Origin of the sequence: Flavobacterium sp. YJ01 (assembly GCF_029320955.1) — a bacterium.
Taxonomy (GTDB): domain Bacteria; phylum Bacteroidota; class Bacteroidia; order Flavobacteriales; family Flavobacteriaceae; genus Flavobacterium.
Genome location: NZ_CP119757.1, coordinates 274,930 through 287,512, shown reverse-complemented (window position 1 = coordinate 287,512; position 12,583 = coordinate 274,930). Strand labels below are relative to the sequence as shown.

General features: G+C 32.5%; 14 protein-coding genes and 1 pseudogene. 12 read left to right on the top strand and 3 right to left on the bottom strand.

What is annotated here, in order from left to right; genetic code table 11:
• Positions 1–128: 128 nt before the first annotated feature.
• Positions 129–758, bottom strand: a complete 630-nt coding sequence (locus tag P0R33_RS01345; protein WP_276173743.1) for a nitroreductase family protein — start codon at positions 756–758, stop codon at positions 129–131.
• 267 nt (positions 759–1,025) lie between these two features.
• Between P0R33_RS01345 and P0R33_RS01340 the strand changes: the two genes are divergently transcribed.
• From P0R33_RS01340 to P0R33_RS01285, 12 genes and pseudogenes are all read left to right on the top strand, one after another.
• Positions 1,026–2,078: a DUF1852 domain-containing protein gene (locus P0R33_RS01340; protein ID WP_276173741.1), complete on the top strand. Its 1,053-nt coding sequence runs from the start codon at positions 1,026–1,028 to the stop codon at positions 2,076–2,078.
• A gap of 30 nt (positions 2,079–2,108) precedes the next feature.
• Positions 2,109–3,140, top strand: a complete 1,032-nt coding sequence (locus tag P0R33_RS01335) for a methionine synthase (RefSeq protein WP_276173740.1) — start codon at positions 2,109–2,111, stop codon at positions 3,138–3,140.
• 58 nt (positions 3,141–3,198) lie between these two features.
• The gene (locus tag P0R33_RS01330; protein WP_276173738.1) at positions 3,199–4,191 is read left to right on the top strand and encodes a bile acid:sodium symporter family protein; all 993 of its coding nucleotides are present in this window, start codon (positions 3,199–3,201) and stop codon (positions 4,189–4,191) included.
• A gap of 177 nt (positions 4,192–4,368) precedes the next feature.
• Positions 4,369–4,821, top strand: coding sequence for an Lrp/AsnC family transcriptional regulator (locus P0R33_RS01325; protein ID WP_155074587.1), 453 nt, complete (start codon positions 4,369–4,371; stop codon positions 4,819–4,821).
• A gap of 519 nt (positions 4,822–5,340) precedes the next feature.
• Complete coding sequence (locus P0R33_RS01320; protein ID WP_276173736.1) at positions 5,341–5,649, top strand: hypothetical protein; 309 nt, start codon at positions 5,341–5,343, stop codon at positions 5,647–5,649.
• Positions 5,650–5,698: 49 nt separating this feature from the next.
• On the top strand, positions 5,699–6,148 hold the full coding sequence (locus tag P0R33_RS01315; protein ID WP_276173734.1) for a hypothetical protein: 450 nt from the start codon (positions 5,699–5,701) through the stop codon (positions 6,146–6,148).
• Positions 6,149–6,330: 182 nt separating this feature from the next.
• Positions 6,331–6,792: a hypothetical protein gene (locus P0R33_RS01310; RefSeq protein WP_276173732.1), complete on the top strand. Its 462-nt coding sequence runs from the start codon at positions 6,331–6,333 to the stop codon at positions 6,790–6,792.
• Positions 6,793–6,880: 88 nt separating this feature from the next.
• On the top strand, positions 6,881–7,519 hold the full coding sequence (locus P0R33_RS01305) for a hypothetical protein (RefSeq protein ID WP_276173730.1): 639 nt from the start codon (positions 6,881–6,883) through the stop codon (positions 7,517–7,519).
• 71 nt (positions 7,520–7,590) lie between these two features.
• Positions 7,591–8,052, top strand: coding sequence for a hypothetical protein (locus P0R33_RS01300; RefSeq protein ID WP_276173728.1), 462 nt, complete (start codon positions 7,591–7,593; stop codon positions 8,050–8,052).
• A gap of 547 nt (positions 8,053–8,599) precedes the next feature.
• Positions 8,600–8,725: pseudogene (locus tag P0R33_RS01295) on the top strand (hypothetical protein); the annotation flags it as partial.
• Between the two features lie 63 nt (positions 8,726–8,788).
• Positions 8,789–9,601, top strand: coding sequence for a DUF1214 domain-containing protein (locus P0R33_RS01290; RefSeq protein ID WP_276175681.1), 813 nt, complete (start codon positions 8,789–8,791; stop codon positions 9,599–9,601).
• Positions 9,602–9,632: 31 nt separating this feature from the next.
• Entirely contained in the window at positions 9,633–11,066 is a 1,434-nt protein-coding gene (locus P0R33_RS01285; protein ID WP_276173726.1) for a DUF1254 domain-containing protein, read from the top strand.
• A gap of 699 nt (positions 11,067–11,765) precedes the next feature.
• Here P0R33_RS01285 and P0R33_RS01280 read toward each other — a convergent pair.
• Entirely contained in the window at positions 11,766–12,134 is a 369-nt protein-coding gene (locus tag P0R33_RS01280; protein ID WP_276173724.1) for a hypothetical protein, read from the bottom strand.
• 99 nt (positions 12,135–12,233) lie between these two features.
• Positions 12,234–12,404 carry a hypothetical protein gene (locus P0R33_RS01275; RefSeq protein WP_276173722.1) on the bottom strand — a complete coding sequence of 57 codons (171 nt, stop codon included), beginning with the start codon at positions 12,402–12,404 and terminating at the stop codon, positions 12,234–12,236.
• Positions 12,405–12,583: the final 179 nt, after the last annotated feature.

Here is a 12,583-nt window from a genome sequence, read left to right as displayed (position 1 = left end):
TAGATCATTGATTTAGAGTTTTTTTTTGATTTCTGTAGGACAAATTTCGACATCTTTTTATGATGATTTGAAGATATTGTCTTATTATAGGTAGTTTCTGTCTTTCATGGTTTTGAAAACTAACGCTACTAGTAAATTTTAGTTATCATTTCATCTATAGGCAAACGAACTTTTTTCGTAGCTGCCATATAGTCTTTTTCCGAATCCCGATATCCTAAAGCGAGGATAACTGTAGAATGCAATCCTTTTTCTTTTAAACCCAAAACGGCATCGATAGTGGTTGGATTAAATCCTTCGATAGGAGTGGCGTCCACTTTCAATTCTGCCGCAGCAATAAGAGCAGTTCCTAATGCAATATAAGCCTGCTTGGAAGCCCAATGTGCTTTTTGCTCTGCATTAATAGTGCTGAAATAGGAATGCAGTCCATTTCTAAATCCTGATAAGGCGCCAGCATCAAGACTTCTTTGCTTTTCTGTCATTGCTATGTAATCGTCAATATAAGTCGAAGACATGTCAGTAATTGCAGCAAAAACTAACAAATGAGAGCAAGAGCTAATCTGTCCATTATACGAATCAGCACCTAATTTTTTTTGAATTTCCGGATTGCTTACAACAAAAACACGGTAAGATTGCAGACCACAAGAAGATGCTGTAAGATTTATAGCCTCTAAAATCTGATCGATCTTCTCTTCTGTTACTTTAATGTTATTGTAAGCTTTTGTGGCATAACGCCATTTTAAATTTTCTATCAAATTCATTGCTTGTGTCTATCTTAAGTTTTGGCAAATATAAACGATATTGTTTTCTTTTTCGAGTCTTGAATTGGTATGGGAAACTTCAAATCAGTCATATCCTAGTTCTCTAAAGAATAATTATCTGTTTTTCTCTGTTATTATATTTTTAAAAAGATTAATAATCTTTAAAATTGTATTAAAAAAGAATAATTGTCTTATTTTTTTTGTTTTATAAAATATTAAATCTTTTATTTTCAAATTTGCAGGGTAAAAAAACTAAACCTTGTCATCATGAAAGCGAACATACAAGAAGATTTAAGAATAAGCGAAAAGCAGGATATTGAAAATACCCAGAATACAATCCAGAATGATTTTGTATTCACGCTAAAAAGCACTTGTTTAGATGAAAATTATCACCCCTCAAGTAAAACACGTTTGACAACCAATTTTGCCAACTTGGCCAGAGGAGCTAATCGCCAGCAAAACTTACGTAATGCCTTAAATATGATTAACAATCGATTCAATGCATTGGCTCATTTGGATAATCCAAAAGCAGATCGTTATCATGTGGAACTTGAAATTCTTACAGTAACAATGATTATTGATGATAAGAATGGTAGTAACGATCTACCGATGATTGAAGTTTTAAAAACAAATATTATTGACCGTACAACTGGCCAGCAAATCGAAGGGATTGCCGGAAATAATTATTCTTCTTATGTTCGTGATTATGATTTTAGTATTTTATTGATTGAGCACAATAAAAATAAAGCTAATTTTTCTATACCTGAAAATTTTGGTGATTTGCACGGAAAACTTTATAAGTGTTTTGTCAATTCAGCTACTTACAAAGAGCACTTTAAGATGTCACCGATCATTTGTCTAAGCGTATCGAGCAACAAAACTTATACTCGCACGGAGTATCAGCATCCGGTTCTGGGTTTTGAGTATCTGCAGGATCAATATTCTATCACTGATGACTATTTCTCTAAAATGGGCTTAAAAGTTCGTTTTTTTATGCCTCCGAATAGTGTGGCACCGATGTCTTTTTATCATTCTGGAGATCTACTTGCTGATTATACTGATCTTGGATTAATCAGCTCAATCAGCACAATGGAGACTTTCCAGAAGATTTATCGCCCTGAAATTTACAATGCAAATTCAGTGGCTGGAAAAATCTATCAGCCTAGTCTTAAACACGAAGATTATTCACTGACTCGCGTGGATTATGATCGCGAAGAACGCAGTCGATTGGCTGTTGAACAGGGAAAATATGCAGAAGAGCATTTCATTAAGCCCTACAAAAGTCTCCTGGAAGAATGGTCTTCTAATTTTGCCCTTTAATTGATTACAACGCCTTAAAATTATACTATTATGAAGAAATTATTATTACCTACCTCTATTGTTGGAAGTTTACCAAAACCTGCTTGGCTTGCACCACCTGAAAAACTTTGGTCACCATGGAAATTAGAAGGCGATCAGCTACTTGAAGGAAAACAAGATGCGTTGCGCATTTCTCTGCAGGAACAACAATTGGCAGATTTAGATATCATTTGTGACGGCGAGCAGACACGCCAGCATTTTGTAACAACTTTTATCGAGCATTTAAGCGGTGTAGATTTTGAAAATCGTAAAACAGTAAAAATCCGTAATCGTTATGACGCGAGTGTTCCAGTGGTTGTAGGTGAGGTTGCACGTCAAAAAGCAGTTTTTGTTGAAGATGCTAAATTTTTGCGTAAACAGACTAATAAGCCTATAAAATGGGCATTGCCAGGCCCGCTGACAATGGTGGATACTTTACACGATGACCATTACAAAAGCCGTGAAAAATTGGCGTGGGAATTTGCGAAAGCACTCAATGAAGAAGCAAGAGAACTTCAGGATGCAGGGGTAGATATTATCCAGTTTGATGAACCTGCATTTAATGTGTTCTTTGATGAGGTAAACGATTGGGGAATGGCAGCCTTAGAAAGAGCCATTGAAGGTTTACATTGTCAAACTGCGGTTCATATTTGTTATGGTTATGGAATACAGGCCAATACGGATTGGAAAAAGACATTAGGTTCAGAGTGGCGACAATACGAAGAAATTTTCCCGAAAATTCAAAAATCTAAAATTGATGTGGTGTCTTTAGAATGTCACAACTCTAATGTGCCTTTAAATTTAATGGAACTTGTTCGTGGTAAAAAAGTGATGGTAGGTGCCATTGATGTGGCAACCAACACTATCGAAACACCAGAAGAAGTAGCTACTACCCTGCGTAAAGCTCTTGAGTTTGTAAATGCCGAAAATCTTTATCCTTCTACAAACTGCGGTATGGCTCCGCTATCCCGAAACATAGCTAGAGGCAAGTTAAGTGCTTTAAGCGCAGGAGCAGAAATTATACGCAAAGAACTTGGGATTTAGTCTCAATATATTAATAATGAAGTCGGTACCTCTACGGAGGAATAATATTTAAAACACATTGAAGAAATTATTAGAAGTATTAAAAAAAGCAGGTTTCGACGGTTTCCTGTTAATGATAGTCACCATGATTCTGATGGCTTATTTTTTGCCAAAGCCAGGTATGGTCAAAGAACCAGTTTCGCTTGAGGAGATTGCCAATATTGGCGTTTCCTTGATTTTCTTGTTTTATGGCATGCGACTGAGTGTTGAGAAACTAAAAGCTGGACTTTCTAACTGGAAAATGCACATTGTCGTTCAGTTGACCACCTTTTTATTTTTTCCGCTCATTGTTTTGGCATTTCGCCCGTTGTTTGTCAATAACGGCTTCGAGCTGCTTTGGCTGGGTGTATTTTTTCTGGCAGCTTTACCATCTACAGTATCCTCTTCCGTGGTCATGGTTTCGATTGCTAAGGGAAACATACCCGCAGCCATTTTCAATGCAAGTATTTCCAGTTTGATTGGAGTAGTGGTTACGCCACTCTGGGTTGGGCTTTTTATAGCTTCTGCGGCAGGCGATTTTGATGTTACTCAAATCGTCTTAAAGTTGATTCTTCAAGTCTTGATGCCTGTTATTATTGGCATAAGCCTCAATTCGCGTTTAGGAGCCATTGCCGAAAAATACAAGAAACAGCTCAAATATTTTGATCAGGCAGTTATTCTAACGATTATTTACACGTCGTTTTGTAAGTCATTTTCCGAACATCTTTTTGAAGGTTTCACCGCTCTTGAACTTGCTGGACTTGCTGCAGGGATGATGGCGTTGTTTTTTGCTGTATTCTTTTGTGTCGGATTACTCAGTCGCTTGCTTGGTTTTTCAGATGAAGACCGTATTACTGTCTTATTCTGCGGATCTAAAAAGTCATTGGTACACGGCACCGTTATGTCAAAAGTACTTTTTCAGCACAGTACCATCACCGGCATCGTATTGTTACCGCTCATGCTTTATCATGCTTTGCAATTGATTGCTGCCAGCATCATTGCTCAGGGTATGGCTCGACGAAAAGAAGTATAATTCTATTTATGAAGTGATAAAACGGTGTCTTTTAGATTTTAATACTGTGAGAATAAACTTTGCAGTATGTTATGTTTTTAGTTTGCGAAAAATAAGATTTCTGTATTGTTTTTGGTTATATTTGAAGAATTTTATTCTGATTTAAAAATAAATTAAACCTGTTTAAAGTACTATTCGATGGAACAAATAGACGATATTGATCTTCAGTTATTAAATATACTTCACGATAATTCTAAATACACTGTAAAAGAGCTTGCTAAAATGGTAAATCTTTCGGCATCGCCTGTTTTTGAGCGGATCAAAAGATTGGAAAACAATGGCTATATTAAAAAATATATAGCCTTGTTAGATGCAGAAAAACTAAACAGAGGTTTTATCGTTTTCTGTAATATCAAACTTAAACAGCACGATCGCAATATTGGCAATCAGTTTGTTAATGATATTATGAAAATAGAAGAAGTCGTGGAATGTTACAATATTTCTGGTGATTACGATTTTTTAATGAAAGTTTCTGCCAAAGACATGAAGCATTATCAGGATTTTGTATTTAATAAATTAGGATCAGTTGAAAGTATAGGGAGCACCCAAAGTACCTTTGTTATGTCGGAGATAAAAAATATGTATGGATAGTTCGACGATGGCTTATTTATTTGAAATAAACTAAAGATTCCTTATGAAAATCGAACGATAAAATATTAAGCCGTAAAAGGATTGAAAAATCAACAAATTTGTATGTAAAAAGAGATAACTATTATGTAGTTGTCTCTTTTTTTTAATATAGGACAAGACAAATTACAACATCTTTTTTGGATGATTTGAAGATATCGATTTATTATATATAATCCCTGTCTTTCATTGGCTTTATAAATTTGGTTTAGATGTCCTGTTGAGAATTGATGCAAAAAAAAATAAAAACTAAAATAGTTTATGGCAGTAAACTAATATACAATTATTAAGTACAAAATAAAGAGAATACTGCAACGCTAGATATTTTAGAATGTTGTTTAATAGTTTTTTGTAATGCATAATATTAAAGGCAAACAGTTTATTAAATTAATGTTATATCTTTCAATAATGAGGTTTTCCGTAAGTAAAAACTTGAATAAAACAGCATATTTGTGTTTAATTAAATTTGCTTGAAATTACCTGATGAGATTTTTTACCCCTATTAAATTTGGATTTTTAATATCTGTTTTAGCATACATTTTATTGAATTCGATAATTGCTTTTAAGAATTATCAAAATAAAAAAGAACTTTCTGCTTTTGATTTAAATCAAGATGGTTTTTTTTCAAACAATGAAATCTCAGCAGAACAGAAGGAAGCAATGAATAAAATTTCCAATGATACAGCCAGAAATTTAGCTCCTTTAACTTTAATTCCTTTCACAATGATTTTGGGATATATTGCTTATAAACTTAAAGAGAAAGCAGATCAGAAAGTAGATTTTGAAAATTAGATTCTATCAGAATGCAAATTTAAAAGCACGGTATAAACAGAATTAATCTATGGAAATTACAAAACAAAATAACATATATACAGGAAATTACTTAACCTCTTTTATGGGAATATTGCTTATGCTTTTTTTTGTTTTTGTCTGCTCGTTTTTTGTGAAAAATTTATTAGACGGTCACGCCGTTGCAGGTTTGATCGGTTTTCCCGTTTTTTTTGTTTTATTTTTAATTTTCACATTTTCCATGAACTATTTTATTTTGACAGAAAGTAAAATTATCTGTAAAAACCCTTTTTGGTTTTGGAAAGAAACTGAAATAGATTTTAATGCAATTAAAAGTATATCGATAGTACAACCTCCAAAAACAGCAATTTCATTAGAAATAAAAATGGAGAATGCAACAAAACTGATACCAGCATCTAGTTTAAGAAATCATACTTGGAAGGAATTAAAAAAACATCTGCTTAAAGAAAATATTGTCGTGTACGATAAAGTGGGTTTTTAATAAGGCATTTTTGCCTCTCACAACATAAAATTAAAAAATTAAATAAACTTTGATATAAAAGATAACTTCACAGAATCATGATGATAATTAATTCTAAATTAGGTTTTACATATTATTTATTGCTATTTTTTTTGTTTACATTTTTATGCACAGCTCAAAATGATCCCGAATGTTTGGTAAAAATGAAACAAAAACTATCTACGCAAGTGAATGAAGAAAATAAGATTGGTGAAGTGATCAGCTTCAAAGATGATCTTAATTGTTTCGAATGGGATTCTTTGCTTGTTATCATGGCAATTTATTTAAATGACATGGCAGAAAAACAACTGGGAATTGAATTACCTAAGGAGATTGATTATACTTGGGAATCAGATAGTACGGCAATTTTACTTTTTTTAAAAGATAAAAAGGTGGTACACTCTATGCCTCAAAAACCAACTGTAAGCAGAGAAATTTTTGATGCTGCGAAATCTGTAAAATCTTACTATTTTCTTGAATTGCTTAATAATTATGGGGATGGAAGTTACTATGTAATAATTCCTAAAGAAAAGGCGATTTTTGAAACATATCCTTTGATTTATCATGAAAACGGAAAAGAAGTATCTAATCCTAAATATGGCTTAGGGGTAAAAGCGAAGAATTAAGATTATGATAGCTTAGTAAAGTAAACAAATCAAATTTTTAGCTTCAGTTGAACAGCAGCCTAAGAATATGAGCCATAAAACAAAAACCATGATAAAAAAAATAATTTTAGCACTCGCTTTTTTTCAGGTAAATGCTTTTATGTATGCACAAACAGATGTTCAAAAAGAACTGATATTTGAAAGAATAAATAGAGATTCAAAAGGTAGTAGTATTTTGCCCAAAATACAACCAATTGAGAATAAAGAAGAATTGTTTAAAAAAGCTCAGGTTTTTCCAATTTTTAAGGTAGAATTTGACAAAGATAATAAAGCTAAATTAGTACAGAATAAAGAATACTTTTTAGTATTTTATGTTGGACGTTTGTATTGCTTTATGAATAATATAGATTCAAGATTCTTTGAAAATAGTCCTGTTATTCAAAATATAATAGAATTTAATAAAGATAAAAAAGAGTTTTTTATAGTTTATTTTTCTGATACATTTTCTCTTTATGGTAAATATTTAAATCCGCTTATAACTGACAGGAATGTCAGTTATATAATTGATAAAGAAGAAAAAAAAGAAACTTCTGATTATATTAATTTTAAATATGGTTCACTTGAAAAATACAAAGAAAGAAGCAGTGTTGACTTAAAGCGTGACAATCTTCATTTAGAGAATCTTAATAATTATATAAAAACAATTATCAAGCTTTCGAATATAATTGTCCAAAAGATACATTGTTAGTTTTAAATACTTTAGTTAATCAGGTTAAGTTCTCAACAGAGAATTTTTCAAAGAGCCAAGAGAATGAGCTAATGGAGAGAATTAAAATCAAAATTAATCCATTTGATTTAAAAATAAATCAGTTAAAGCAATATTTAATTGCTGCAAAAACTAATGATGAAAATATTAAAAAGATACTTTTACAAAGTAAAGCTGAAATTATGAATAATATAAAAGAAAGGCCAAAACCTGAAGGTTTATATGATTTTTCAGTTTACAATGTTAATATTACAAATGAACTCTTGGAAGTGTTGACTAATGAACAGTTTATTGATTATAAAAATTATTATGATTTAATGCATCCTATTATTGAGAATCTAAATACTTACAACAATTATAAATACCGTTATGGGTATGCTAAAGATATTTTTAATAAAGCACGTACTTTAAAACCTAATAGTTTTAGTGAATATAAAGACTATGAAGACAAAATTTTAATAGAATGCGGTTGTGCTTTTGATAAAACCATTAAAAGAGAATTGATAATAAGGTAATGAAAGATGATTTATTAAAACCCTTTCTTGCTATTAATTTTCCTGAAATTGATGAAGTACTTTTATTTGGAAGCTATAAAAAAATCTATGAACCCATTTTCTTTCTAAAATTACAAATACATTTCTTTAGGAATATAAAATTTTGCAATTGATTATAATATATAATTAGAAAATAGATAAAAATCCAATCGCAAAAAATTAGGTCGTAAAGGCTTGAAAATCTACAAATTTGCGCATAAAAAAAAGAGATAACTATTATATAGTTATCTCTTTTTGTGACGGGGACAGGACAAATTACAACATCATTTTTGGATGATTTGAAGAGATTGGCTTTCTATATGTAATGGTCTGTCTTCCATTGGCTTTGTAAATTTGGTTTAGATGTCCTGTTGGGGATTGATGCAAAAAATTATGAAAACTCAATTTGTCTGCGGTATTGATCTACAATACAATTTTACAATTATTATGAAGGATTTGAATAGATTGTTATACTTAAGGCAGAATTGTCTTTTTTTGGCTTTATGAATTACTGTATGAGATTTAGGTTTTGTGTCACAAATGTAATCCCTTTCAGTTTGTCGGTCCGGATTATAAAGGAGAAATACCAAAAGGAAAATTTAAAAAGGTTTTTAATGTAGAGAGCCAGCTTGCAATTGGCATTGGAAGGACCCAGCTATTGGGCAGCAAAGATTTAGCAAATGTTATCCAGATTCAGGATAAGTATAAAGTTACTTCATTGAGCCAATTTTTAGGCACTGCATCTCCGAAAAAAGCATCTGAAATTAATTGGATTGCCTTCAATCCAAAAGACATAGAAGATGCAAATTTCATTAAATATATGAATGTCTATCTGGACTTGGTTAAACCTTTCAATAAAGAAGATGTCGAGGATCTTGCAAAATTTGAAAAAATTGGAATAAAAGCGGGAGCCGATTTTGATTCTTCACAGCTAAACGAAGAAACCCTCAAAGCCATTAATGATGGTGTTCAGGAAGGAATAACGGCAATTAAGGAAAAAGCCGCTCATATCAGCGAGCAGAAAAATGGATGGAATATGATGGATCCTTTCGGAAATAGAGAATTCTACAAAAAAGACCATCTTTTGCGCGCTGCCGCTGTTATGGTTGGAATCTATGGAAATGATAAAATTGAAGCTTTTTATCCTGTTGTTTACAATGATAAAGAAGGGCAGACTTTAAACGGAAAAACAAACAAGTATAAAATTCATTTTTCTAAAGATGAAATTCCGCCTGCAAAATATTTTTGGTCCATAACTATGTATGATAAAAGTGCAGATGGCACAGGAGGATATCTAATTAAAAATCCAATCAATAGATTCCTGATTAATTCAACTACTGAAGGATTGGTTTATGATAAAGACGGAGGCTTGACAATTTATATCCAAAACCAAAAACCGGATAAATCTCTAGAGTCAAATTGGCTTCCAGCGCCTGCAGAAGAATTTTATCTAATGGCCCGAATTTATGGGCCAAAAGAATCTGCCCTGAACGGTACATGGTCGCCTCCAGCAATTGAAAAAGTAAATTAAACTTCCAATAGCAATTCCAAAAAGAAGAATTATGAAAAATAAAATATTAATTTTTGTTTTAGCAGCTGCTACAATGGTTTTTGTATGCTGTAAAAAAGAAGGTAAAGAAGGTCAGACTAGTATAGCAGCTGCCGATGCAAGTAATATTGATCTAAAAGAGATTAGGGAAATTACCAAGGAGGCTTATATTTACGGATTTCCTATTGTAGATAACAGCAGGATTCAATATGCATATTTTGTAGATAAACAAAATCCAGAATACAAAGCTCCGTGGAATAAGATTCGTAATGTTCCCAGAGTTTTTACCTCAGAAGATAAAGCGGTTCAAACTCCCAACTCAGATACGCCTTATTCTTGGATTGGATTAGATTTAAGAAGCGAACCTATTGTTTTTGTGATACCTCCAATTGAAAAAAACAGGTACTGGAGCCTGCAGCTAATTGATTTGTATACTTTTAATTTTGCCTATTTGGGAAGCCGCACAACGGGAAATAATGGAGGCGTTTATATGCTTTCCGGCCCTAATTGGAAGGGAGAAAAACCCAAAGGGATTGATAAAGTTATTCCGTGCGAAACAGAAATTGCTTTAGGAATAATCCGAACACAGCTTTTTAATCCAGGTGATTTAAAAAATGTTGAAGCAATACAGAAAAAGTATGATGTTAAAACGCTTTCAGCGTTTTTAGGCAAAGCAGCTCCAGTGCAGGCAAAACCAATTGATTTTATAAAACCGCTTTCTCCGGAAGAACAAAAAAAATCATTGGAGTTTTTTAATAATCTAAATTTTGCTTTACAATTTTGCCCCGTAAATGCTTCCGAAAAGGACTTAAGAGCTCGATTTGCAAAAATTGGAGTTCAAGAAGGTAAAGCTTTCAATCCTGACAGTTTAAGCGCTGATGTTAAAAATGCCATGAACGAGGGAATAAAAGACGCATGGCTTGAAATAGCTGAGTTAAAGAAAAGGATCGTAACGGGTGAGCTTTCGTCAGGAGACGCTTTTGGAACGAGAGAATTTCTTAAAAATAATTATCTTTTTAGGATGAGCGGAGCGTTTTTAGGTATTTATGGAAATTCAATAGAAGAGGCAGTGTATCCATCTTATTATGTTGATTCGAATGGCGAAAAATTAAATGGTAAAAATAAGTACACTTTCAAATTGCCTCCAGGACAGCTTCCTCCAGTCAATTCATTCTGGTCCCTTACAATGTACGACCAGCCGGCAAGTCTTCTTGTTGCAAATCGGCTTAATCGCTATCTGTTAAATTCAACAATGCTTGGGCAGTTTAAAAAAGATGCTGACGGAGGATTTACGTTTTATATTCAAGCAGATTCTCCAGGAAAAGATAAGGAATCTAATTGGCTTCCAGCTCCAAAAGGTGATTTTGCTCTGATAATGCGATTGTATTGGCCAAAAGAAGAAGCTTTGAACGGCTCATGGAAGCATCCTAAACTGATTAAAAATTGATTTTTTTTGTTTATTAGTTTATAATAGTCTCAGTTATTGAAAAGTGAATTAAATAAACTTGACTACTTTTATCTGTTTTATATTTCGTACCTTAAGGAAGTTTTAGAACCGGTAAAATTTTCATAGCCTTTTTTCTTTAACCCAATAGAATTTATGTATCTGCCGGATGAATTATATAATCTTAAGTTTGCTGAACATTTTAAAGAAATGAAGAATATGTATGCAGCTGATCAACGGTTTAAGCTGATCTGTAATACCTATTGCAGAAGCATAAAGAATAATAAGAAATTAATAAATAGTCCCAATAAGTGTTTCTGCCAAACAATAGAATCTGAAAATTTATGTAGAGAACTTGAAGAGGAAATACTTTTTTATATAATACGGAGAATCTGAAAAAATGGATACGATGCTGAAAATTTGGAATTAATGTAAGCGGGATATCTGTAGTACGTATTTATTTGCAAAAATACAGAAGACTTGGTTAAAATCTAAACTTTTCCAAGGCTGTTTTGAGAAATTGTGCTCAGGTCTATTTTATTTTTTTGCATGGATTTAAAGAAGGTTTATTTTGCATGCCGAATGTGAAGTTTAGGGAATTGATACTTTATGCCGTAAACAAATTGTACAAAACAGTTTTAGAAATGGGCACTTGCTACGGCAAGTACCCATTTCTCATTATTTTTCTTCGAGAGATTTATCCTAATTATAATTGTTTTTAAATGGCTTTAATGATAAAGGATTGTAAAAGCCGTTTAGGCTTGATCTTTTATCCTGCAGCTGAAATCTTGTTGTAAGATCAAAAGGATGGTAATGAATCTTTGTTAGAAAAATTCTTATCTGGTTTTTACATTCTGCATGATCAGTTATGAAAAAAATGTTTTCTTTTGATTCTTTCCAAGAAGTCAGCTTTTTGGTTCCAATATCAATAGGATTGAACAATTTCACAATATGTGCCTTTGGAAGAAGTGAAGCTGTTATTTTATAGGTCATGGCATTTGTGATTCCTGACAGCAGCAAATGCGGATCAAAAATAAGGCCGCTGGTATGCACTATAATTTTTCCAGACATGTCTGGAAGCGATTTTATAACACTTTCTAAATCTTCCTTTGGAATAAATAGAATTACTATTTCAGAATCTGCCGCCTGCTCAATTGTTCCGATTCTGGCCTAAGATCCCATTTTTTTGACAACCTCTTTTATAAGACTTCCGCCCCTGGGATTGTTTATCGTAACCTCATAACCGGCCTGTGCGGCCCTGCCTGCTAAATTCAGCGTAAGACTGCTGATGCCTATAATTCCAATTTTCATAACTTCTGCTTTTAAATTATTATTGCTCACTAATAAAATTTTAAGAATGCTTTTGATGTATAAAACTGAATATGATTTTTTAAAGAACGTTTTCTAATGCGCTGTTTAAATTTAGAAATAAAGTTCGGTTTCGAGCCGCGTATTTTTACCCTTTATTACAAAGAGTGAGTAAAATAATTTTTTGCTTCAGTCAAGCAGCAATGATATTA